The organism is Tritonibacter scottomollicae (assembly GCF_032924845.1).
Classification (GTDB): domain Bacteria; phylum Pseudomonadota; class Alphaproteobacteria; order Rhodobacterales; family Rhodobacteraceae; genus Epibacterium; species Epibacterium scottomollicae.
In genome coordinates, this window is record NZ_CP136704.1 from 2,851,992 (window position 1) to 2,875,254 (window position 23,263).

Annotated in this window: 19 protein-coding genes; 2 read left to right on the forward strand and 17 right to left on the reverse strand. The window is 58.7% G+C overall.

The genetic code is table 11. From position 1 onward, the window contains the following. Positions 1-305: 305 nt before the first annotated feature. Positions 306-1,268 carry a hypothetical protein gene (locus R1T40_RS14270; protein ID WP_317384586.1) on the forward strand — a complete coding sequence of 321 codons (963 nt, stop codon included), beginning with the start codon at positions 306-308 and terminating at the stop codon, positions 1,266-1,268. Between the two features lie 52 nt (positions 1,269-1,320). Here the strand turns inward: R1T40_RS14270 and R1T40_RS14275 are convergent, their stop codons facing one another. The 9 genes from R1T40_RS14275 to rpsL form a co-directional block, all read right to left on the reverse strand. After that, on the reverse strand, positions 1,321-1,617 hold the full coding sequence (locus R1T40_RS14275) for a 50S ribosomal protein L23 (protein ID WP_106165242.1): 297 nt from the start codon (positions 1,615-1,617) through the stop codon (positions 1,321-1,323). Further along, entirely contained in the window at positions 1,614-2,231 is a 618-nt protein-coding gene (gene rplD / locus R1T40_RS14280; protein WP_106165243.1) for a 50S ribosomal protein L4, read from the reverse strand. The genes R1T40_RS14275 and rplD overlap by 4 nt, the downstream gene beginning before the upstream one ends. After that, the gene (gene rplC, locus R1T40_RS14285; RefSeq protein ID WP_106165244.1) at positions 2,228-2,947 is read right to left on the reverse strand and encodes a 50S ribosomal protein L3; all 720 of its coding nucleotides are present in this window, start codon (positions 2,945-2,947) and stop codon (positions 2,228-2,230) included. The genes rplD and rplC overlap by 4 nt, the downstream gene beginning before the upstream one ends. An 18-nt stretch (positions 2,948-2,965) precedes the next feature. Beyond that, a complete protein-coding gene (gene rpsJ, locus R1T40_RS14290; protein WP_058289455.1) occupies positions 2,966-3,280 on the reverse strand; it encodes a 30S ribosomal protein S10 in 315 nt (104 codons plus the stop codon). Between the two features lie 180 nt (positions 3,281-3,460). Next, complete coding sequence (locus tag R1T40_RS14295) at positions 3,461-3,868, reverse strand: NYN domain-containing protein (RefSeq protein ID WP_317384587.1); 408 nt, start codon at positions 3,866-3,868, stop codon at positions 3,461-3,463. Between the two features lie 264 nt (positions 3,869-4,132). Beyond that, positions 4,133-5,308, reverse strand: a complete 1,176-nt coding sequence (gene tuf / locus R1T40_RS14300) for an elongation factor Tu (RefSeq protein ID WP_317384588.1) — start codon at positions 5,306-5,308, stop codon at positions 4,133-4,135. Positions 5,309-5,371: 63 nt separating this feature from the next. Continuing rightward, on the reverse strand, positions 5,372-7,492 hold the full coding sequence (fusA, locus tag R1T40_RS14305; RefSeq protein ID WP_106164971.1) for an elongation factor G: 2,121 nt from the start codon (positions 7,490-7,492) through the stop codon (positions 5,372-5,374). 20 nt (positions 7,493-7,512) lie between these two features. Then, positions 7,513-7,983 (reverse strand): 30S ribosomal protein S7, encoded by a 471-nt coding sequence (gene rpsG, locus R1T40_RS14310; protein ID WP_106164970.1) that lies wholly within the window; start codon positions 7,981-7,983, stop codon positions 7,513-7,515. An 18-nt stretch (positions 7,984-8,001) separates the two neighbouring features. Beyond that, entirely contained in the window at positions 8,002-8,373 is a 372-nt protein-coding gene (rpsL, locus tag R1T40_RS14315; RefSeq protein WP_005621086.1) for a 30S ribosomal protein S12, read from the reverse strand. 361 nt (positions 8,374-8,734) lie between these two features. Between rpsL and R1T40_RS14320 the strand changes: the two genes are divergently transcribed. Next, positions 8,735-9,541, forward strand: a complete 807-nt coding sequence (locus tag R1T40_RS14320; protein ID WP_317384589.1) for a putative rhamnosyl transferase — start codon at positions 8,735-8,737, stop codon at positions 9,539-9,541. Here the strand turns inward: R1T40_RS14320 and R1T40_RS14325 are convergent. The 8 genes from R1T40_RS14325 to R1T40_RS14360 form a co-directional block, all read right to left on the reverse strand. Next, entirely contained in the window at positions 9,520-10,401 is an 882-nt protein-coding gene (locus tag R1T40_RS14325; protein ID WP_317384590.1) for a DMT family transporter, read from the reverse strand. The genes R1T40_RS14320 and R1T40_RS14325 overlap by 22 nt on opposite strands. 1 nt (position 10,402) lies before the next feature. Further along, on the reverse strand, positions 10,403-11,215 hold the full coding sequence (locus R1T40_RS14330; protein WP_317384591.1) for a glycosyltransferase: 813 nt from the start codon (positions 11,213-11,215) through the stop codon (positions 10,403-10,405). Between the two features lie 163 nt (positions 11,216-11,378). Beyond that, positions 11,379-15,614 (reverse strand): DNA-directed RNA polymerase subunit beta', encoded by a 4,236-nt coding sequence (gene rpoC / locus R1T40_RS14335; protein WP_317384592.1) that lies wholly within the window; start codon positions 15,612-15,614, stop codon positions 11,379-11,381. 53 nt (positions 15,615-15,667) lie between these two features. Further along, the gene (rpoB, locus tag R1T40_RS14340; RefSeq protein WP_106164965.1) at positions 15,668-19,807 is read right to left on the reverse strand and encodes a DNA-directed RNA polymerase subunit beta; all 4,140 of its coding nucleotides are present in this window, start codon (positions 19,805-19,807) and stop codon (positions 15,668-15,670) included. Positions 19,808-20,113: 306 nt separating this feature from the next. After that, on the reverse strand, positions 20,114-20,488 hold the full coding sequence (rplL, locus tag R1T40_RS14345; protein ID WP_106164964.1) for a 50S ribosomal protein L7/L12: 375 nt from the start codon (positions 20,486-20,488) through the stop codon (positions 20,114-20,116). An 81-nt stretch (positions 20,489-20,569) separates the two neighbouring features. Next, positions 20,570-21,088, reverse strand: coding sequence for a 50S ribosomal protein L10 (gene rplJ, locus R1T40_RS14350; RefSeq protein WP_106164963.1), 519 nt, complete (start codon positions 21,086-21,088; stop codon positions 20,570-20,572). Between the two features lie 276 nt (positions 21,089-21,364). Beyond that, positions 21,365-22,306: a glycosyltransferase family 2 protein gene (locus R1T40_RS14355; protein ID WP_317384593.1), complete on the reverse strand. Its 942-nt coding sequence runs from the start codon at positions 22,304-22,306 to the stop codon at positions 21,365-21,367. A 32-nt stretch (positions 22,307-22,338) separates the two neighbouring features. Then, on the reverse strand, positions 22,339-23,259 hold the full coding sequence (locus tag R1T40_RS14360; RefSeq protein ID WP_317384594.1) for a glycosyltransferase family 2 protein: 921 nt from the start codon (positions 23,257-23,259) through the stop codon (positions 22,339-22,341). Between the last annotated feature and the right edge of the window lie 4 nt (positions 23,260-23,263).

Here is a 23,263-nt window from a genome sequence, read left to right on the forward strand (position 1 = left end):
TTTAGCGTGCCAGACCTTAGGTTCTTGTCTTTGGTCCAGCTATGTTAAAGCCCCCTGGCTTGGCGCATCCACGCCCGGTTCAGGTGACCGATGAAGGGCCCCGAAGGTCCCTGGGTCGAATGTCCCGACAAAGATAACGGCCCCGGAACGAATCCGAGGCCTGTCAGGATTGGTGCGATGTAGCAGAGGTTGGGTGGGGTGGCAATGGGGGATGAAGCATCCATACCTTAGTTGCCAAGATGTGCTTTCGAAGCGATATTTCACGCTATAACAGAGCAAGCACGATTGGAGCACCAAATCACAACATGGCGCGTTATAGAGAAAAAGAGTTAATCGGAACCAGAGAGGTGCTGGCTGCATTCCTATTCATGGATAAGGAAGACTTTTTGGTCCCTTTGTCCTCCTTTACCCAAAGTGATAGTCCATGGAGGCTCTCTACAGCGTCAGCCATAGAGGGGTTGGGCAGCGTCCTCTCTGCCGCGACTTTGCCGCTTGCATTAACTCACGACGCAGTAAGCAGTTCGCTGCTCCAACGTTTTGACTCCGCGGCACAAATCAGAAACCTCAAAAACTTCTCAGCGGGTGAAAAGCCAACTGCGGAATCACAGATAGCCGCCTATCGCTCAGCCAAAAAACAAGCACAAGATTTTTCATCCAGCGAAAAGGGGCGTGCAAAAATTCGGGACGACATCATCGATATACTGGCGTCGCATTTATACACAGACGCGCTCCAAATCGCCGCTGAACAACTTTTGGCACAAACCGTTATTGGCACTTGGACAGTTTTTGAGACATTTGTGCGTTCTATTGCCACTGATTGGGTCAATGCAGCTCCAGCCAGTGCCAGTTCTATACTGAACGCCAAAGAGCTTAAGGACGATATTGGCAAACAACCTATTTCGTTCGGCACTCTTTCAAGCCATGGATTCGACCTTTCCAAGAAGATGGGAAATGCGTTGTTTGACGGGAAGAGACTTGACCGATTTCGCGTAATGAAAGGCGTTCTAAAAGCGCTGTTTGGGACGGCGGAGGTTCAAAGATCACTCGGACACGGACTGCACCTTCTCAACCAAGAAAGAAATCTGCTCGTTCACAATCGCGGTGTTGTAGATGCTGATTTTAAGGAAATGACAGGTTCCGAGTCACCCATCGGCGAGAAATTAAGCATTGAGGCGGATAGCGTAGAGGCGAGTCTTCTAGCTGTAAGAACTGCTATTGTTGCCGTACTTAGCGCCGCAGAAACAAAATTTTCCGAAAGTCACCACTAAAAAAAAGCCCCCGCTTTCGCAGGGGCCTTCTTCATTCTCAGACAAACAGATCTCAGAGTCCGGTGGACACGTCGATGGTGTTGCCTTCTTCCAGGGTCACATAGGCCTTCTTAACGTCTTTCCGTTTGCCCAGCGAGCCACGGAAGCGTTTGACCTTACCCTTTGTGATTGTCGTGTTGACCGCTTTCACCTTCACACCAAAGAGCGCCTCGACGGCCTCCTTGATCTGGGGCTTGTTGGAACCGATGGACACTTCGAACACCACTGCGCCGTGCTCGGACGCCATGGTGGACTTCTCGGTGATGATCGGCTTGCGGATCACGTCGTAGTGTTCTGCCTTCGCGCTCATTTCAGGCGAGCCTCCAGTGCTTCGACAGCCGACTTCGTGAGCACGAGAGTGTCACGCTTCAGGATGTCATAGACGTTTGCGCCCATCGACGGCAGGATATCCAGACCGCTGATGTTTTGGGCGGCACGAGCGAAGCCTTCGTTGACGGCAGCACCGTCGATGACCAGAGCGCGTTTCCAGCCCAGGTTTGCAACCTGTTTGGCCAGAGCGGCAGTCTTGCCTTCAGCTTCGGCGTTCTCGATCACGACCAGCTCACCGGCTTTCGCCTTCGCGGACAGCGCGTGGCGCAGACCCAGCTTGCGGAACTTCTTGGTCAGATCGTGGCCATGGCTACGCGGGGTCGGACCCTTGTAGATACCACCTTTACGGAAGATCGGCGCGTTACGGTCACCATGGCGTGCGCCCCCGGTGCCCTTCTGGCGGTAGATCTTCTTGGTCGAGTAGGAGGTCTCGGAGCGGGTCTTCACCTTGTGGGTGCCGGCCTGCGCATTGTTGCGCTGCCAACGAACCATACGGTGCAGGATGTCCGCGCGCGGCTCCAGGCCAAACAGCTCTTCGGACAGTTCGATGTCGCCCGCTTTGCCGCCGTCCAGTTTGATCACGTCAAGTTTCATGCTTCACCCCCTTCCGCGGGTGCTTCAGCCGCAGCTTCAGCAGCAGTCTTCAGAGCTGCCGGGAACGGCAGACCTTCGGGTGCTTTCTTCTTCACGGCGTCTTTGACGGTGACCCAGCCGGATTTCGGACCAGGAACAGCGCCTTTGATGAAGACCAGACCACGATCGGCGTCGGTACGGACGACTTCGAGGTTCTGAGTGGTCACGCGGGCAGCGCCCATGTGGCCGGCCATCTTCTTGCCTTTGAAGACTTTGCCCGGATCCTGACACTGACCGGTGGAACCGTGGGAGCGGTGAGAGATCGACACACCGTGTGTGGCCCGCAGACCACCAAAGTTGTGACGCTTCATCGCACCGGCGAAACCTTTACCGATGGAAGTGCCTGTCACGTCCACTTTCTGACCGGTCAGGAAGTGCTCGGCGGAGATTTCCGCGCCCACTTCGATCAGGCCATCCGCGGGGACGCGGAATTCGACCAGCTTGCGCTTGGGCTCAACCTTGGCCGCCGCATAGTGACCACGCATCGCCTTGGAGACGCGCTTTACCTTTGCGGAACCCGCACCGAGCTGAACAGCGGTGTAACCGTCTGTTTCGTCGGTGCGCTGAGCGACAACCTGCAGGCCATCGAGCGAAAGAACGGTCACAGGGATCTGCTTGCCGTCTTCCATGAACAAGCGGGTCATGCCCACTTTCTTTGCGATAATACCAGAGCGCATATGAATTACCCTCCGATCTTATGATTGCAGCTTGATCTCGACGTCCACACCAGCGGCGAGGTCGAGCTTCATCAGCGCGTCCACGGTCTGGGGGGTCGGATCAACGATGTCGAGCATACGCTTGTGCGTACGGATCTCGAACTGATCGCGGGATTTCTTGTCAACGTGGGGACCACGCAGAACAGTGAATTTCTCGATCTTGTTCGGCAGCGGGATCGGGCCGCGCACTTGGGCGCCGGTCCGCTTGGCAGTGTTGACGATCTCTTGTGTGGACGCATCCAGCACACGATAGTCAAATGCCTTCAGCCGGATACGGATGTTTTGGCTTTGCATCGTATAGCCTTTTAGTCAGGCGTTGGGGTTGAGAGGAGGGTCTGTGCTCATCACGCACCCTCATCGAACCCAAAAGGCGGGAATCACCCCGCCCATCTCCCGCAGTGCGGGATGGGGCCAATTACACCCGTTAGGGCAGTCTGGCAAGGGGCATTCCCAGCCCCAGCTGCGTCGCGCAATTCAAGCAGCTTCGACGACGTCCAGATCCAGCCATAGCGCGTCGCGCCGATAGCCGCCTCGAACAAGCCGGCGTCCGGTGACTTCCTTCGGAAAATCATCTTTCCAGTCACGAAACCGGTCACGTGACACAACAATGCCCCCGCTTTTTCGCGCCATACGAAGAATATATGGATCCGCCGGCTGTCCCTTGGGAACCACATGAGCCTCGGCATCCTTGAGACCAAGCCGCTTCGCGAAGCTCGGTCCATTCAGGTACCGTCCGACCACGAGGTAGCCGGCATTCGCGTCGAAGACCACATACGGGCGATATCCGGACGCCTCCAGCAGAGCAATGACGTCCCGTACCGGCTCCAAAGAAAGGGCGTTTTCCTTCCAGTACAGAACATTGGATCCATCAATAATGGCCAATGGGGCTGACCGCCTCCCGCTCCAACGCCGCAGGAGAAAAAATAGAAGCGCTACTAGAAATGCAAAAAATAGAAATTCAACCATGGGTCGATCACGTCCCAATTCTCAGTTCAAATCAAGTCAGAAAAGCGGAGCCTCTTAAAAACAGGCGCGCCAAGTCGCGAAGACACCATATGGCGAGATGCCGCGCCATCAGAAGCCCCCGCAGATAGAAAAAGGGCCTCCCGAGGGAGGCCCTTTCCATTCGAAAATCAGGAGACCTGATTACTCGATGATCTTGGACACAACGCCCGCGCCAACGGTGCGGCCGCCTTCGCGGATGGCGAAACGCAGACCGTCTTCCATCGCGATCGGGGCGATCAGTTCAACTTCGAACTTCAGGTTGTCGCCCGGCATCACCATCTCGGTGCCGGTCGGCAGGGTCACGGTGCCGGTCACGTCGGTGGTGCGGAAGTAGAACTGCGGACGGTAGTTCGCGAAGAACGGCGTGTGACGGCCACCTTCGTCCTTGGTGAGGATGTAGGCCTCAGCTTCGAACTTGGTGTGCGGGGTCACGGAACCCGGCTTGCACAGAACCTGACCACGCTCAACCGACTCACGGTCGATACCGCGCAGCAGGGCGCCGATGTTGTCGCCTGCTTCACCGCGGTCCAGCAGCTTGCGGAACATTTCCACACCGGTACAGGTGGTGGTGGTGGTGTCTTTGATGCCAACGATCTCGATGTTGTCGCCAACATTGATCACGCCACGCTCAACACGACCGGTCACAACAGTACCACGGCCAGAGATCGAGAACACGTCTTCGATCGGCATCAGGAACGGCTGGTCAACAGCACGTGCAGGGGTCGGGATGTAGTCATCCACGGCCGCCATCAGTTCCTTGATCTTCTCTTCGCCGATTTCAGGCTTGTTGCCTTCCATCGCCGCCAGCGCGGAACCCGCGATGATCGGGATATCGTCGCCCGGGTAGTCGTAGGAGGACAGCAGTTCGCGGATCTCCATTTCGACGAGCTCCAGCAGCTCTTCGTCGTCGACCTGGTCAACTTTGTTCATGAAGACGACCATCTTCGGGATGCCAACCTGGCGGCCCAGCAGGATGTGCTCGCGGGTCTGGGGCATCGGGCCGTCAGCTGCGTTCACAACCAGGATCGCGCCGTCCATCTGCGCCGCACCGGTGATCATGTTTTTCACATAGTCAGCGTGGCCGGGGCAGTCGACGTGCGCGTAGTGGCGGGTCTCGGTCTCATATTCCACGTGTGCGGTGGAGATGGTGATGCCGCGGGCTTTTTCTTCCGGTGCGCCATCGATCTGGTCGTAGGCCTGGAAGTCACCGAAGTATTTGGTGATTGCTGCGGTCAGCGTGGTTTTACCGTGGTCAACGTGGCCGATGGTGCCGATGTTGACGTGCGGCTTATTACGTTCGAACTTTTCCTTAGCCATGATGGCCTCCTTTTAGCTTTAAGGAGGGAGCGCACCTCTGTGCGCCCCCCCAATTCGTCACGCTTACGCGTATTTCGCCTGGATCTCGTCAGAGATGTTCTGCGGTACCGGATCGTAGTGCGAGAACTGCATGGTGAACTGCGCGCGGCCCGAGGACATGGAGCGCAGGGTGTTGATGTAACCGAACATGTTGGCCAGCGGCACATTTGCGTCGAGCGCAATTGCGTTGCCGCGCGGCTCCTGACCGGACACCTGACCCCGACGGGATGTCAGATCGCCAATGATGCTACCGGTGTATTCTTCCGGAGTGATCACTTCGACCTTCATGATCGGCTCAAGCAGCTTAGCACCAGCTTTGCGCATACCTTCACGCATCGCCATACGGGCAGCGATTTCAAAGGCCAGAACGCTGGAGTCCACGTCGTGGAACTTACCGTCGATCAGAGCAACTTTGAAGTCGATCACCGGGAAGCCAGCCAACGGACCGGAGTCCATGACCGAGGTGATGCCTTTTTCGACACCGGGGATGTATTCCTTCGGAACCGAACCACCAACGATGCGGGATTCGAAGGAAAAGCCTTCACCGGCTTCTGTCGGCGAGATGATCATCTTCACCTCGGCGAACTGACCCGAACCACCCGACTGTTTCTTGTGGGTGTAGGTGTGCTCGACCTCGTGACCAATGGTCTCGCGGTAGGCCACCTGAGGCGCACCGATATTGGCTTCGACCTTGAATTCACGCTTCAGACGATCAACGAGGATGTCCAGGTGAAGTTCGCCCATGCCCTTCATGATGGTCTGACCGGACTCGAGGTCGGTCTCCACGCGGAAGGACGGATCTTCGGCAGCAAGACGTGCCAGACCCTGAGACATTTTCTCCTGGTCGCCCTTGGTCTTGGGCTCCACGGCGATCTCGATAACCGGATCCGGGAAGGTCATGGTTTCCAGAACGACCGGCTCTTTGGGATCGCAGAGGGTATCACCGGTGGTGGTGTCCTTCAGACCCGCCAGCGCGATGATGTCGCCCGCGAAAGCTTCTTCGATCTCTTCCCGGTTGTTGGAGTGCATCATCATCATACGACCGATGCGCTCTTTTTTGCCTTTGGTGGCATTCAGGATCGAGTCGCCCTTGTTCAGCACGCCGGAGTAGATCCGGGTGAAGGTCAGGGAGCCGACGAAGGGGTCGTTCATGATTTTGAACGCCAGGCCAGAGAACGCCATGGAGTCATCCGCACGACGCGGAATGTCACGGGTTTCTGTTTCGTCACCGGGTTTGAAGCCCATGTAGTCGACAACGTCCAGCGGGCTGGGCAGATAGTCGATCACAGCGTTGAGCAGAGGCTGTACGCCTTTGTTCTTGAACGCGGAGCCACCCAGAACAGGCACGAATGCCATCGCCAGGGTCCCTTTGCGCAGAAGATCGCGCAGGGTGGCGACGTCAGGCTCGGCGCCATCCATCAGGTAGTTTTCCATCGCCGCGTCGTCCATTTCGACGGCCGCTTCGATCATCTTGCCACGCCATTCGTTGGCCATGTCCTGCAGGCTCTCACGGATCGGAGCCTTGATCCAGGATGCACCAAGGTCTTCACCCTGCCACAGCCATTCTTCCATGGTCACCAGATCGAGCAGGCCTTCCAGCTCGGTCTCGGCACCGATCGGAATACCGACGGGCACGGCGCGGGCGCCGGTGCGGTCTTCGATCATGTTGACGCAGTTGAAGAAGTCTGCGCCGATCTTGTCCATCTTGTTGACGAAGACCATACGCGGAACCTTGTAGCGGTCAGCTTGACGCCACACGGTTTCGGTCTGCGGTTCAACACCGGCGTTGGCGTCAAGAACGCACACCGCGCCGTCAAGAACGGCGAGCGAACGCTCGACTTCGATGGTGAAGTCAACGTGGCCAGGGGTGTCGATGATGTTCAGGCGGTGCTTTTCGGAGTCCGGCTCGGTGCCGTTCTCAGTGCGCTCCCAGAACGTGGTCGTCGCCGCGGAGGTGATGGTAATACCGCGTTCCTGCTCCTGCTCCATCCAGTCCATGGTGGCCGCACCATCGTGCACCTCACCAAGGTTGTGGGATTTGCCGGTGTAAAACAGGATGCGCTCGGAGCAGGTGGTTTTACCTGCATCGATGTGCGCCATGATACCGAAGTTACGGTAGCGGTCTAGCGGATAGTCGCGTGCCATTTGGATGAGCCTCTAAAGAGTTACCAGCGATAATGCGAGAAGGCTTTGTTAGCCTCAGCCATCTTGTGCGTGTCTTCGCGCTTCTTAACGGCAGTACCCCGGCTTTGTACAGCATCGAGGAGCTCACCGGCGAGGCGCTCTTCCATTGTGTTCTCGTTACGGCCACGGGCCGCAGTGATCAACCAACGGATGGCGAGCGCTTCACGGCGCTCGGGACGCACTTCAACGGGCACCTGGTAGGTGGCACCACCCACACGACGCGAACGAACCTCAACGGAGGGTTTCACGTTGTCGAGGGCTTCGTGGAACACTTCCACGGGAGCGCGCTTGATCTTTGCTTCAACGCGGTCGAACGCGTTGTAGACAATGCTCTCTGCGACCGATTTTTTACCATCGATCATCAGGTTGTTCATGAATTTGGACAGAACGCGGTCACCGAACTTGGCGTCGGGGAGAATTTCGCGTTTTTCTGCAGCGTGACGACGGGACATCTATCAGTATCCTTCTTATTACTTAGGACGCTTCGCGCCATACTTGGAGCGACGCTGCTTACGGTCTTTGACGCCCTGGGTATCCAGAACACCACGCAGGATGTGGTAACGGACACCCGGAAGGTCTTTTACACGGCCGCCACGGATCAGAACCACGGAGTGTTCCTGAAGGTTGTGGGATTCGCCCGGGATGTAGGAGATCACTTCGAAACCGTTGGTCAGGCGAACCTTCGCAACTTTCCGCATAGCGGAGTTCGGCTTCTTAGGTGTGGTGGTATAAACGCGCGTGCAGACGCCGCGCTTTTGTGGGCACTGCTCCAGGTGCATGGATTTGGAGCGCTTTACTTTCGGCTGACGCGGCTTGCGGATCAGCTGTTGGATCGTTGGCATTCCGGTTATTCCCCGTTTTGCAACACTATGTCATGCACGCGGCCCGGAATGCCCGGAGACGTGCGGCGAATTCATCTGCCTCTGCCACTTACGCAAACGCAAAAACCGCAAACGCTCCCATTCCGAGGTGAACGTCGCGGTGGGTTTACAGAGGGTCGGGGTGGTAAAAGTGCCCTGACCTTGAGCCACTACAGATATGATATCGGCGTAAGAGGGACTTCTCCTCCGAACCGGATAGCGCGCGTATATGCAGAGTCGCCCGGGTTGTCAACACATGCCCCGGTCGCGCTCGGGCCCTGACCTTGCTGCCAAGCACGCCGGACGGCATATTCAGGCGACTGTGTGCCTTGGGAGGGGTAGAATGCAAGTGATTGGGCTGTGCCGATTTTCATACCCTGCCATCGGCGGCTTTCAGGTGGAACACAACAGCATCGAGGAACGTATCGCGTTTCTCTACGCCGAGGCCCGGCTGGAAGAGCGGTTCCGCCTGTTTGAGACGGTCGCCCTGCCCTGTCTGCGCGAGCAGACGGATCAGGACTTCGATCTGATTATCGTCATCGGTGACAGCCTGCCGGCGCATCACGAAACCCGGCTACGCGATCTGCTGGCCGACATCCCGCAGATCAGTCTCCAGAAGCATCCGCCGCGTCAGCAGCGCCCGATCATGAAGGCGATCCTGAATGACGCCCGCCGTGATCCCGATGCGCCCTGCCTGCAGTTTCGCTACGATGACGACGATGCGGTGTCGGTTGATTTTGTCGAGCGGCTACGCCAAACGGTGAGCGATTGTTCAGGGCTGATCGAGCGCCATCGCGCTGTGGCTGTAGATTTCAACATGGGCTATGTCGCCGAGTTCAGCGCAGAGGGGATCGCAGCGGCAGCGCTCCACCGCCCTTACTACGTGGCCGCCCTTGGCGTGCATGTTCGGGGCGGCACCCCACTGACGATCATGAATTTTGCGCATCAGAAAATCCCGCGCTTCATGCCGACCATTACCCTGTCCGATGCGCCGATGTTCGTGCGTGGCCACCATGGGTCCAACGATTCCCGGCAGAAACCTGTGGCGCCCGTGCCCGTAAGCCCTCTGACACCAGAGCAGGCGGCAGAATTCGAAGCCCGCTTTGCCATCAAGGAGGCCGAGGTGCGTCAGGTGTTCTCCGCCACCTGACGTTCTCGCAGCAGGGTGAACAGCCCCGCCGCAACCACAAGTCCCGCCCCCAGCAACGTCAAGCCGGAGGGAAATTCGCCAAAGACCACCCAGCCCAACAGAAGCGCCCAGACCAGCCCAGTGTAGCGCAGCGGAGCGACTGCCGAGACGTCGCCGACCCGGATCGTCATCACCGCGCAAAGGTAAGCAAGCAGGATCAGAACCGCCGTACCACACAGCCACAGCCATTCACGCCCGCCAACCGGCTGCCAGCTCTCGCCAAGGCCGAGACCGAGGCCAAACAGAAGAACGGCAAAGGCCGACAGGAATGTCACGGTCAGCGATGGCACAGCAGGCGACATCTGCCGGGTGACCAGATCGCGCATCGTCAGCAGCGCGACTGCAATCAGCGCATAGATCGTGGCCGGACCAAAATCCGCACCACCGGGACGGACGATCAGCAGCATACCCACAAACCCAAGAGCGATGGCCAAGCTGCGCCGCCAGCCCACCGTTTCGCCCAGAAACAGCGCAGCACAGAGTGTCACGGTCAAGGGCAGCATTTGCAGCACGGCGGTGATATTTGCCAATGGCATCTGCAACAGCGCCGACAGGAAGAAATAGGTGACCGCCATTTCGGTGGCACAGCGCGCCAGCACCAGCGCCCAATCTCGACGGCCAAAGTTGAAACGCAGAGCGCCCATCGCACGGGCCAGCACCAATAGCAGCAGGCTGGCCATAATTCCGCGGATGGTCACGATCTGCCAGAGGGGCACCGTTGCGCCGACCAGCTTCACCAGCGTGTCGTTGAAAGTGAAGAAGGCCATGCTGCCCAACATCAGAAGGGCCCCCTTCTGGTTCGGGTTCATTCGGTCGGTCATGTCAGATGGCTTTCAACTCCGCGAGGGAAAGGCCGAAGTGCTGGCGTAGATCAGCGTCAAGCTCCGCCTCGCTCTGCCGCCCGGTCAGACCCATCATCGCTGGTGTGGAATGGTTGTCCTCATGCACCGTACGCAGGAACCCCGGAACAGAGATATCGGAAAACAGCGGGTAGTGCTGGGCAAATTTACGGTGGTTGTAGCGATAGGGGTTGCCCCGTCCCGCCACGGGGCGCACCACCGCGGTTCCGGCAGACAAAGGCGCACGCTCGCAACTATCGATCACCTGCGAGGGCTGGCCCGGCTCTCGGACAAGGTAGATGCCCCGGTTGTTGGCAATGGCATATGCGGTCTCGGGCGTCGCCTGCAGCGGCAATAGCCCTGCTGCCAGGCGCTTGGTTCGGCTCACATATGCACCATCCAGCGCATCATCGTCATCAAGGCGGAAAAGGATGCGATGGCTTTCGCCGCCATCCGGGATCAGCTCATAGGCGTCTTTCAGGATCTGGAAATGGTTGGCAGCGCCAAACTGAACCAGATGCAGATGTGAATGCGGCGCCAGCAGATCTGACAATTTTTGCAGATACATATCCGGCAGACGGTTCGACGTCGCCACCACCAGCTGGAAGTCCGGATCGCCCTGTCGCAGCAGCGAAGGCAGGCAGAGGTTTTCAAACAGATGCAGCCGCAGTGCCATGCGCGCCGGATCAAACAGCGCTGTCGCCGCCGTCTCCAGATCGGGAAACTGGTCAGCGTTGAACGTCGGCGTCAGAAGCGAAAAGCGGATCACGCCCACCATATTGAATGTTGCCGCCACAGCGCTGCTCCTCTCCCCCAGTCCTCACATCACAGAGACCACGCCGCTGCCGCCTTGCCAAGAGACTTGGTGCAGGCCGTGCAGCGCCCCGCGTGCGAAACGAAAAAGCCCCGCGTCACGGTGGACGCGGGGCTCCCTCAAATCATGTCGAAACCGAGGTTTCTCAGTCGCGGCTCTCCGGCGTTTCCACCAGGAAGTCCGCATCACCTGCGTCCTCGTCCATCATCGGTGCCGCCAAGGCAGCAGCCGCTTCGGCCTCGATGCGACGGGCCTCGAGGACCACATTGTCACGGCTGGATGCAACCTGACGGACCTGCTGAGTGGCGCCACCGGTACCGGCTGGGATCAGGCGACCCACGATGACGTTCTCTTTGAGACCAACCAGCTTGTCCCGCTTGCCCTGAACCGACGCTTCGGTAAGCACCCGAGTGGTCTCCTGGAAGGAGGCCGCCGAGATGAAGGAGCGGGTCTGCAGCGACGCCTTGGTGATACCAAGCAGGATGGGTGCACCCTGAGCCGGACGTTTGCCACGCGACAGCGCCTTCTCGTTGGCCTGATCGAACTCTTGCTTGTCCACGTGCTCGCCCTTGAGCAGCGTGGTCTCGCCGGAGTCGGAGATCTCCCACTTCTGCAGCATCTGGCGAACGATCACCTCGATGTGCTTGTCGTTGATCTTCACACCCTGCAGACGATAAACGTCCTGGACTTCGTCGATCATGTAGTTGGCCAGCGCTTCGACACCCATGATGGAGAGGATGTCATGCGGCGCCGGGTTGCCGTCCATGATGTAGTCGCCCTTCTGGACGAAGTCGCCTTCGACAACCGGGATGTGCTTGCCCTTGGGCACCATGTATTCCACGGCGTCCATGGTCTCGTCCGCGGGCTCGATCGAGATGCGGCGCTTGTTCTTGTAGTCGCGGCCAAAGCGCACGTAACCATCGATTTCGGCGATGATCGCGTGATCTTTCGGACGACGGGCTTCGAACAATTCGGCCACACGCGGCAGACCACCGGTAATGTCCTTGGTCTTGGCGCCTTCACGCGGGATACGCGCCACGACGTCACCGGTTTCGATCACCTGACCATCTTCGGCCGACAGGATCGCATCCACAGACATCGGGTAGGTCACCGGGTTGCCCAGATCGTTGCGCACCGGCTCGCCATCCGCATCCACAAGGATGATTTCCGGCTTCAGATCGGACCCCTTCGGTGCCGCACGCCAGTCGATCACGATCTTCTGGGTCATGCCGGTGGCATCGTCGGTTTCCTCACGCACAGCCAAGCCATTGACCAGGTCGACGTATTTTGCGGTACCCGGCTTCTCGGCGATGATCGGCAGGGTATAGGGATCCCATTCGAACAGCTTGTCGCCACGGTTGACCGACTGGCCTTCCTTGACGAACAGCTTGGTGCCGTAGCCCAGCTTGTGGCTGGACCGCTCTTCGCCGTGCTCGTCTTGGATGATCAGCTTCATGTTCCGACCCACGGTCAGAACTTCGCCGCTGGAGTTGGTGAGCGTGTTCGTATTCTCGAACACGATCTTGCCCTCCTGGGACGCCTCGAGGAAGGACTGCTGGCCACCCTGTGCCACGCCGCCGATGTGGAACGTCCGCATCGTCAGCTGTGTACCGGGTTCACCGATCGATTGCGCCGCGATGATGCCGACAGCCTCACCGGAGTTGACCATGGTACCGCGTGCCAGGTCACGGCCATAGCACATGGCGCAGACGCCCTCTTCGCTTTCACAGGTCAGCGGGCTGCGGATGCGCATGGACTGAACGCCGGCTTCTTCGATTGTATCCGCCATGCGTTCGTCGATCAGCTGACCGGCGGCCAGCAGGATCTCTTCGGTGCCGGGACGCTTCACATCATCTGCCGCAACGCGACCCAGGATGCGCTCGCCGATGGAGGCCACGACTTCACCGTCGTTGACAGCCGCCTCTGCGGTGATCGCACGCTCGGTGCCACAATCATGCTCGCGCACGATGCAGTCCTGCGCCACGTCCACCAGACGACGGGTCAGGTAACCGGAGTTCGCGGTCTTCAAAGCAGTATCCGACAGACCCTTACGGGCACCGTGGGTGGAGTTGAAGTACTCCAGAACGGTCAGACCTTCTTTAAAGTTCGAGATAACCGGTGTCTCGATGATGTCGCCGTTCGGCTTGGCCATCAGGCCGCGCATGCCGCCCAGCTGACGCATCTGCGTCACGGAGCCACGCGCACCGGAGTGGGCCATCATGTAGACCGAGTTCGGTTCCATGTCGGAGCCATCCTCGTCCTTCTTGACCGCCGAGATGGTGGACATCATGGCCTCGGTCAGCTTGTCGTTACACTTCGACCAGGCATCCACGACTTTGTTGTACTTTTCGCCCTGAGTGATCAGGCCGTCCATGTACTGCTGTTCAAAGTCTTTCACCTGATCACGCGTGCTGTCGACGATGGTCCACTTGCTCTCTGGGATCACCATGTCGTCCTTACCGAACGAGATGCCGGCCTTGAACGCTTCACGGAAGCCCATGGTCATGATCTGGTCACAGAAGATCACGGACTCTTTCTGACCGCAGTAACGGTAGACGGTGTCGATGACCTGCTGAACTTCGCGTTTGCGCAGCAGACGGTTGACCAGCTCGAAGGGCGCCTTGGCGTTCTTCGGCAGCAGAGCCCCCAACAGGGCACGGCCCGGTGTGGTCTCAAAGCGTTCGAAGACTTCGTTGCCCTCTTCGTCGATCTGCGGAACCCGCACGGTCACCTTGGAGTGCAGATGCACAACCCCGGCGTTCAGCGCGTGATGCACCTCGTCCAGGTTGCCAAAGACCATGCCTTCGCCTTTCACGCCTTCACGCGCCAGCGTGAGATAGTAAAGGCCCAAGATCATATCCTGCGAAGGAACGATGATCGGCGCGCCGTTTGCAGGCGACAGAACGTTGTTCGTGGACATCATCAGGACGCGCGCTTCCAACTGGGCCTCAAGGCTCAGCGGGACGTGCACAGCCATCTGGTCGCCGTCGAAGTCCGCGTTGAACGCGGAACAGACGAGCGGGTGCAGCTGGATCGCTTTGCCTTCGATCAGCGTGGGTTCGAACGCCTGAATACCAAGACGGTGCAGCGTCGGTGCGCGGTTCAGCATCACCGGGTGCTCGCGGATCACCTCGTCGAGGATATCCCAAACTTCGGGACGCTCTTTTTCCACCAGCTTCTTCGCCTGCTTCACGGTGGAGGACAGACCTTTGGCCTCCAGACGCGAGTAGATGAACGGCTTGAAGAGTTCGAGCGCCATCTTCTTGGGCAGACCGCACTGGTGCAGCTTCAGCTCCGGGCCGGTCACAATGACCGAACGACCGGAGAAGTCGACGCGCTTACCCAAAAGGTTCTGACGGAAGCGACCTTGCTTACCTTTCAACATGTCGGAGAGCGACTTCAGCGGGCGCTTGTTTGCACCGGTGATGACGCGACCACGACGGCCGTTGTCGAACAGAGCGTCAACCGACTCTTGCAGCATCCGCTTTTCGTTGCGGACGATGATGTCAGGCGCACGCAGTTCGATCAGACGCTTCAGACGGTTGTTCCGGTTGATCACACGACGATAGAGGTCGTTGAGGTCGGACGTCGCAAAGCGACCACCATCCAGCGGAACCAGCGGCCGCAGTTCCGGCGGGATGACCGGGATCACGGTCATGATCATCCACTCGGGACGGTTACCCGACTCGAGGAAGGATTCCACGACTTTCAGACGTTTGATGATCTTCTTGGGCTTCAGCTCACCGGTGGCTTCGGCCAGCTCGGCACGCAGGTGCTCTGCTTCAGCTTCCAGATCGATCGCCGCCAGCATTTCACGGATCGCTTCAGCACCGATGTTGGCGGTGAAAGCGTCCATGCCATAGGCATCCTGAGCGTCCATGAATTCTTCTTCGGTCATCATCTGACCGTAAGTCAGATCTGTCAGACCGGGTTCGATCACAACGTAGTTTTCAAAGTAGAGAACACGTTCCAGATCACGCAGGGTCATGTCCAGCATGAGGCCGATCCGGGACGGAAGCGACTTCAGGAACCAGATATGCGCGACCGGCGAGGCCAGCTCGATGTGGCCCATACGCTCGCGACGGACCTTCTGCAGCGTGACTTCCACACCGCATTTCTCGCAGACGACGCCGCGATATTTCATGCGCTTATATTTGCCGCACAGGCATTCGTAGTCTTTGATCGGGCCAAAGATACGCGCGCAGAACAGACCGTCACGCTCAGGCTTGAACGTACGGTAGTTGATGGTTTCCGGCTTTTTGATTTCGCCGTAGGACCAAGACAAAATGCGTTCCGGCGACGCCAGAGAGACCTTGATCTCGTCAAAGACCTTCTGCGGGGTCAGCGGATTGAACGGATTGTTCGTCAGTTCCTGGTTCATTTTGATACCTCAAATTTTGCGGAAGGGGGGAGTGGGGTAAGGGCGCGGGGCCCTTACTCCTCAACCTCCGCATCCAGGAGTTCCATGTTCAGGCCGAGGCCGCGGACTTCCTTGACGAGAACGTTAAAGCTCTCGGGAACACCCGCTTCAAAGTTGTCCTCGCCCTTGACGATCGACTCATAGACCTTGGTCCGGCCGGCGACGTCATCCGATTTCACGGTGAGCATCTCCTGCAGGGTGTAGGCGGCGCCGTAGGCTTCCAGAGCCCAGACTTCCATCTCACCAAAGCGCTGACCACCGAACTGCGCCTTACCACCGAGCGGCTGCTGGGTGACCAGCGAGTACGGACCGGTGGAACGGGCGTGGATCTTGTCGTCCACCAGGTGGTGCAGCTTCAGCAGGTACTTGATGCCGACGGTAACCGGGCGTGCAAACTGCTCGCCGGTGCGGCCGTCGAACAGGATCGACTGACCGGATTTGTCAAAGCCTGCGCGGATCAGCGAGTCGTTGACGTCATCTTCCTTGGCACCGTCGAAGACCGGCGTGGCGATCGGAACACCGCGGGTCACGTTGCCCGCCGCTTCAACCAGCTGTGTCTCGTCCATGTCGGAGATGCCCTCGTCGTAGACATCCTCACCATAGGCTTCACGCATGGCGTCACGCACAGGGGTCAGATCACCGGTCCGGCGATAATCCTGCAGCGCATCGTCGATTTTCAGACCCAGACCGCGCGCGGCCCAACCCATGTGGGTTTCAAGAATCTGACCGACGTTCATACGCGACGGCACGCCGAGCGGGTTGAGGCAGAAGTCCACCGGAGTACCATCTGCGAGGAACGGCATGTCCTCCATCGGCACCACGCGGGAGATAACACCCTTGTTCCCGTGACGACCGGCCATCTTGTCGCCCGGCTGCAGCTTGCGCTTCACGGCGATGAAGACCTTGACCATCTTCATCACACCCGGCGGCAGATCGTCGCCACGACGGACTTTCTCGACCTTGTCCTCGAAACGGGCATCCAGAGCACGCTTTTGTGCTTCGTACTGCTCGTTCAGGGCTTCGAGGATCTGAGCGTCTTTCTCGTCCTCAAGCGCCAGCATCCACCACTGACCACGGGTCAGCTGGTTGTCCAGCAGGTCCTCGTCGATGACAGTGTTGCCGCGCACGCCCTTGGGACCCTTGACGGCAGTCTTGCCCATCAGCAGGTCACGCAGACGCGCGTAGATGTTGCGGTCCAGAATGCCGAGCTCATCGTCCCGGTCACGGGCCAGACGTTCGACTTCTTCACGCTCGATCTGCAGCGCACGTTCGTCTTTTTCCACGCCATGGCGGTTGAAGACACGCACTTCGACAACAGTACCGTAGTCGCCCGGCTTCACGCGCAGCGAGGTGTCGCGCACGTCGGAGGCTTTCTCACCAAAGATGGCACGCAGAAGCTTTTCTTCCGGCGTCATCGGGCTTTCACCCTTCGGCGTGATCTTACCCACGAGGATATCGCCCGGTTCCACATCAGCACCGATGTAGACGATGCCCGCTTCGTCGAGGTTGCGCAGGGCTTCCTCACCGACGTTCGGGATATCGCGGGTGATCTCTTCCGGACCAAGCTTGGTGTCACGGGCGGCGACTTCGAATTCCTCGATGTGGATCGAGGTGAAGACGTCGTCACGGGCAATCCGCTCGGAGATCAGGATGGAGTCTTCGTAGTTGTAGCCATTCCAGGGCATGAAGGCGACGACGACGTTCTTGCCGAGCGCCAGTTCACCCATGTCGGTGGACGGACCATCTGCAATCACCTCGCCCTTTGAGACCGTCTGACCCACTTTCACCAGCGGACGCTGGTTGATGCAGGTGTTCTGGTTCGAGCGCTGGAACTTGCGCATGCGGTAGATGTCCACACCCGCGTCGCCCATCTCCAGGTCGGAGGTGGCGCGGATCACGATACGCTGGGCGTCGATCTGGTCGATCACGCCTGCGCGTTTCGCCATGATCGCCGCACCGGAGTCGCGCGCCACGATTTCCTCGATGCCGGTGCCGACCAGCGGCGCCTCGGCGCGCAGGAGCGGAACAGCCTGACGTTGCATGTTCGAACCCATCAGAGCGCGGTTAGCATCGTCGTTTTCAAGGAACGGAATGAGCGAGGCCGCAACCGATACCAGCTGCTTGGGCGAAACGTCGATGAGGTCAACGCTTTCGTTCGGGGCCAGCGTGTAGTCACCCGACTGACGGGTGGACACGAGGTCATTCACGAAGCGGTTGTTCTCGTCGAGGTTTGCGTTCGCCTGCGCCACGGTGTGACGCATTTCCTCGGTCGCGGACATGTAGTGAACCTCATCGGTCACCTGACCGTCGTTCACAACGCGATAAGGGGTCTCGATGAAGCCGTATTTGTTCACCCGGGCAAAGGTCGCCAGCGAGTTGATCAGACCAATGTTCGGACCTTCCGGCGTTTCAATCGGGCACATCCGACCATAGTGGGTCGGGTGAACGTCGCGCACCTCAAAGCCGGCACGCTCGCGGGTCAGACCGCCGGGGCCAAGCGCCGAGAGACGGCGTTTGTGGGTGACTTCCGACAGCGGGTTGGTCTGGTCCATGAACTGCGACAGCTGCGAAGAGCCGAAGAATTCACGCACAGCCGCAGCGGCGGGCTTGGCGTTGATCAGATCCTGCGGCATCACGGTGTCGATCTCGACCGAGGACATACGTTCCTTGATCGCGCGCTCCATGCGCAGCAGACCAACGCGGTACTGGTTTTCCATCAGCTCGCCAACCGAGCGCACACGACGGTTGCCGAGGTGGTCGATGTCGTCGATGTCACCCTTGCCGTCACGCAGCTCCACCAGCGCCTTGATACAGGCGACGATGTCTTCCTTGCGCAGGGTGCGCATGGTGTCTTCTGCATCCAGTGCCAGACGCATGTTCATCTTCACGCGCCCCACAGCGGAGAGGTCATAACGCTCGGAATCAAAGAACAGCGTGTCGAACAGCGCGGAGGCGGCTTCGACGGTGGGCGGCTCGCCCGGACGCATCACGCGGTAGATGTCCATGAGCGCGGTGTCGCGGCCCATGTTCTTGTCTGCCGCCATGGTGTTGCGCATGTAGGGACCGACATTGATGTTGTCGATGTCGAGAACCGGAATGTCGGTGACGCCCGCATCCAGCAGTTCCTTGACGGAGCCGCCAATGATGTCGCCATCCTTGTCGTATTCCAAGGTCAGCTCATCACCGGCTTCGACGTAGATCGCGCCGTTTTCTTCGTTGATGATGTCCTTGGCGACATATTTGCCGACGATATGCTCGAAAGGCACCAGCAGCTCGGTGATGTTGCCTTCGTCGATCATCTTCTTGACGGCGCGCGGGGTGACCTTCTTGCCGGCTTCGCAGATGATTTCGCCAGTGGCGGCATCCACGAGGTCATAGGTCGGACGGGTGCCGCGCACGCGCTCGGGGAAGAACGGCGCGACCCAGCCGCGCGACTTCTCAAGCTTGAAGTTCACGGTGTTGTAGTAGGCATCCATGATGCCTTCCTGGTCGAGACCCAGGGCATAGAGCAGCGTGGTCACCGGCAGCTTGCGGCGACGGTCGATGCGGGCAAAGACGATGTCTTTCGCGTCGAATTCGAAATCGAGCCAGGAGCCGCGATACGGGATGATGCGGCAGGCGAACAGCAGCTTGCCCGAGGAGTGAGTCTTGCCCTTGTCGTGGTCGAAGAACACGCCCGGCGAACGGTGCATCTGGGACACGATCACACGCTCGGTGCCGTTGACGACAAATGTGCCGTTCGGGGTCATCAAAGGCATGTCGCCCATGAAGACGTCCTGTTCCTTGATGTCCTTCACGGATTTGGCGCCGGTGTCCTCATCGACATCAAAGACGATCAGACGCAGGGTGACCTTCAGCGGAGCCGCATAAGTCATGTCACGCTGCATGCACTCGTCGACGTCGTACTTCGGACGCTCAAGCGCGTAGCTCACGAACTCCAGAACGGAGGTTTCGTTAAAATCCTTGATCGGGAAAACCGACTGGAACACGCCTTTGATGCCCTCGCCGTCGAGCGGCAGGGCTTCATCGCCGGAGCGAAGGAATAGATCGTAGGAAGATTTCTGGACCTCGATGAGGTTCGGCATGTCCAGCACTTCGCGGATCTTGCCGTAATATTTGCGAAGACGTTTCTGGCCAAGGAACGATTGAGCCATGTCAGATGTCACCTTTCAGAGTTCTCAACACACAAGGATGCCGCCGGGCCCCGGCACCTCGTCCGTCAGAGACAGCGTGGTCTGGATCAATTCATGGCCACCGTCCCGAATGGCGGCCTCCCGATCCAACGAACCTCGCCTGAAAAAAGGGCCTACCTGACGTCCGGTAGAAAGGCCCCTTTCTGAGACAGATTCAGCCGGACCCGGGTTTCCCCGGATCCAGCCAATAATTTCGAGGCCTATAGAGCAGAAGTCACCTGAAAAAATCCAGAGTGAATTCGCGCCCAAATGTCCCCGCGCGCTAGCTTAGGCCAGCTCGACTTCGGCGCCAGCTGCTTCCAGCTTGCCTTTGATCTCTTCAGCTTCGTCCTTGGACACAGCTTCTTTGATCTTGCCGCCAGCTTCAACGAGCTCTTTGGCTTCTTTGAGGCCCAGGCCGGTGATGCCGCGGACTTCTTTGATCACGTTGATCTTGGATGCGCCGGCGTTCTTCAGAACGACGTCGAATTCAGTTTTCTCTTCCTCAGCAGCTGCGTCGCCGCCTGCAGGACCAGCCATCATCACTGCGCCGCCAGCTGCGGGCTCGATGTCATACTCGTCCTTGAGGATGGTTTTCAGTTCTTGTGCTTCCAGCAGGGTCAGACCAACGATGCTTTCCGCGAGTGCTTTCAGATCAGCCATTGTATCAGCTCTTTCCGTTTACAGATGTGTGTTCCAACGTGGGCAGTTTGCGCCCTACGCCAGTCATTAAGTGCCAACCGCTTACGCAGCTTCCGCCTTCTCTTCGATGGTCGAAAGAATGCTTGCGATGTTGCTTGCAGGTGCGCCAATTGCGCCGGCGATGTTGGAGGCCGGTGCGCCAATGCAGCTTGCGATCTGAGCAATGAGCTCATCACGGGACGGCATTTTCGACACGGCTTCGACGCCTGCGCGGTCAAGAGCGTTCTCACCCATTGCGCCGCCGAGGATCTCAAACTTTTTGTTATCCTTGGCGAAACCCTCGGCCACCTTGGCGGCGGACACGGGGTCTTCGGAATAGGTCAGTACGGTCATCCCTGTCAGCAGGTCAGACATGTTTTCACACGGCTTACCCTCGAGGGCGATTTTGGCGAGCCTGTTTTTGGCAACACGCACGGAGCCACCCGCGTCACGAGCACGTGCGCGAAGGTCCTGCATCTCGGCAACTGTCAGACCGGTGTAGTGGGCTACGACCACCACGCCAGAGCTTTCGAAGATCTGGCCGAGTTCCTCGACCACTTTCTCTTTCTGGGCTCTATCCACAGTTCTCTCCAAGTTAGGGGCAAATGCCCCGGCTCATTTCTGCCGCACCCCGAGGGGTCCGGCGGTCCAGTCCGTTTTACGGGGTTTTAGCCAAAGTCGCCCGAGAGCTAGAAAACCCTCGATCTAATCTTGGTCTTTACCCGTCTCAGGAGGGAAATTAAGACCCGATCGACTGGTCACCCACCTTCTTGGACGAAAAGGAATAAAGCGCGCGACGAATCGCACGCTTTGCTCCGTGGGCCGTACATAGTCCTGCGAAGCCAGATTTCCAACCCCTTAATTGGAAAACGGCGCAGTCTCGCGAGGTTCGGACCGCCCCTCCGCAGGCCCGTCGAACAGAGGTGCATGAGTGACATCCACCTCCAGCAGGCGATCGCGCGACAAAAGTAACTTGGCCTGTCGCGCATCAAGGTGATGCATGCGCTGATAGAAATCCCGAAGCCGCGCCTCATCACCCGTGTTCAGTATCTCGAGCAAGGCATCGAGGATCTCGGTACGTCGACTGCGTGCCTGTGCCTGCACCCGATACTCAAGCTTGCGCCGCCACACGTCATAGAGATCAGCATAGAAGTGCAGGATCCCGGCGCCATCTTCCGCAACGATTTTCTTGTCCAAGATGCGGGTGCCATCTTCTGCCACCAGCCAATGAGGATGGAACCGCTTGGAGGCAATGCCAGTACGAACAACGCTTTTGCCGACAGTATGCCCCACCAGCCCCTTGTTGCCCTCCATGTAGCGTGAAAACTCGCCATAGACCCGGCGCGACAGACGCGGCCACATGGGGAGACGGAACTGGTCGCTCGCGCCATCGGCGCGACGCCCGACATGCTCCGCCACGCCTAGAAGCAGACTGCGAACCTCGGGAGGCTGCGTGTCGAGAAGATCAGCCAACCGACCGTCACGACAATAAACCAGCTCATCACCATCTAGGTTCAAAACCCAATCGCTGGTCGCGCGCTGGTAGAGGTAGTTCATCGACATGTTTTGCCGATGGGTAAAGTGTCCGTCAGGCTTGGCGCCGCAAGACCGCCAGAAGTCAGGCGTCGCGCGGTGAATATCAAGAGCAGGATGACCATCGAGCCGAGAAATCGACGGGTCCTCAGGATCGTCGAAAACCAGATGCAAACGCTCCGCGCCAGCCGCCAGATGCCAGGAGATGAACCGCTCCAGAACAGGCCAGGGCTCCTTCAGGATCGCGACCACGGACCATGTTGTCATTCTCCCGCCCTCACCCTTTACAGCTGCGCATTTTATGTCTCTTGCCCTTTGCCGGTAGCATCCAGGTCCGATGCTGACACCCAGAAGTACTCGCGCACCAGCGCGTCGATATCCATTGAAAGGGTCAAGAGCACGCCCTGCGCGTTCAGCGCCGCCAATCGCTCCGGTGTTGCATGGTGAAGCCGCTGATGCAAATCCCGCAAAGCCTCTTCGGGATCGCTGGAGCGTTGAGCAAGCTTCACCCGGTCGGTCAGCCCATCGGTAAACCCGCGCGCATGCGAGCGCCAAGCCAGCTTGTGGCGCCAAATCTCGTAGCTCTCACCGATCATATGCAACAGGTATGCGCCGTCCTCATTGTGCAGGACCATTTCGTCAGCGCCATCTGAGCGCAGGTATCGCGGCCAGTGCTGACGCAGGACCAGACCTTCGATACCGCAGCGCACGATAGATTTTCCATGCGCATGGCCGACCAAGCCCTGCCGACGTGGACCAAACAGCTGCGCGTCTTCGCCGTAAACCGCATGGCGGACAGCGCGCTCCATCGGCAGACGGAAATGCGTGAGCACCGCCTCATCCAGCGCCATGATCCGTTCGGCGGTCTTTACCCGAAGCGACTTCTTGTCGATGGGAACGCTCGCAAGCACGTTCGCAACGCTGCGTCCCTCGAAAAACAAGAACTCATCCGCATCGACATTCAGCAACCAACCATCAGGATACTTCTGATAGATCCATGTCAGCGCTGCATTCTGACGGGTGACAAAGGCGTCATCAGCGGTGAGGCCCAGAGACTGCCAAAACGCGGGGGTACAGGAAATACAGCGCAAGCGAGGATGGTCAGACAAGATGTCGATCGCCGGATCATCAGGATTGTCAAAGCAGATCACCACCTCGTCGGCACCAAGCGCAAGATACCATGCGCAGAACTTCAGCACCTCCGGCAGAGGTTCGTTCATGATG

Bases quoted from the DNA above. Each gene is read 5' to 3' on its own strand.
- R1T40_RS14270 (WP_317384586.1), top strand. From the start codon at position 306: ATGGCGCGTTATAGAGAAAAAGAGTTAATCGGAACCAGAGAGGTGCTG.
- R1T40_RS14275 (WP_106165242.1), bottom strand. From the start codon at position 1,617: ATGAGCGCGAAGGCAGAACACTACGACGTGATCCGCAAGCCGATCATC.
- rplD (WP_106165243.1), bottom strand. From the start codon at position 2,231: ATGAAACTTGACGTGATCAAACTGGACGGCGGCAAAGCGGGCGACATC.
- rplC (WP_106165244.1), bottom strand. From the start codon at position 2,947: ATGCGCTCTGGTATTATCGCAAAGAAAGTGGGCATGACCCGCTTGTTC.
- rpsJ (WP_058289455.1), bottom strand. From the start codon at position 3,280: ATGCAAAGCCAAAACATCCGTATCCGGCTGAAGGCATTTGACTATCGT.
- tuf (WP_317384588.1), bottom strand. From the start codon at position 5,308: ATGGCTAAGGAAAAGTTCGAACGTAATAAGCCGCACGTCAACATCGGC.
- fusA (WP_106164971.1), bottom strand. From the start codon at position 7,492: ATGGCACGCGACTATCCGCTAGACCGCTACCGTAACTTCGGTATCATG.
- rpsG (WP_106164970.1), bottom strand. From the start codon at position 7,983: ATGTCCCGTCGTCACGCTGCAGAAAAACGCGAAATTCTCCCCGACGCC.
- rpsL (WP_005621086.1), bottom strand. From the start codon at position 8,373: ATGCCAACGATCCAACAGCTGATCCGCAAGCCGCGTCAGCCGAAAGTA.
- R1T40_RS14320 (WP_317384589.1), top strand. From the start codon at position 8,735: ATGCAAGTGATTGGGCTGTGCCGATTTTCATACCCTGCCATCGGCGGC.
- R1T40_RS14325 (WP_317384590.1), bottom strand. From the start codon at position 10,401: ATGACCGACCGAATGAACCCGAACCAGAAGGGGGCCCTTCTGATGTTG.
- rpoC (WP_317384592.1), bottom strand. From the start codon at position 15,614: ATGAACCAGGAACTGACGAACAATCCGTTCAATCCGCTGACCCCGCAG.
- rpoB (WP_106164965.1), bottom strand. From the start codon at position 19,807: ATGGCTCAATCGTTCCTTGGCCAGAAACGTCTTCGCAAATATTACGGC.
- rplL (WP_106164964.1), bottom strand. From the start codon at position 20,488: ATGGCTGATCTGAAAGCACTCGCGGAAAGCATCGTTGGTCTGACCCTG.
- R1T40_RS14355 (WP_317384593.1), bottom strand. From the start codon at position 22,306: ATGACAACATGGTCCGTGGTCGCGATCCTGAAGGAGCCCTGGCCTGTT.
- R1T40_RS14360 (WP_317384594.1), bottom strand. From the start codon at position 23,259: ATGAACGAACCTCTGCCGGAGGTGCTGAAGTTCTGCGCATGGTATCTT.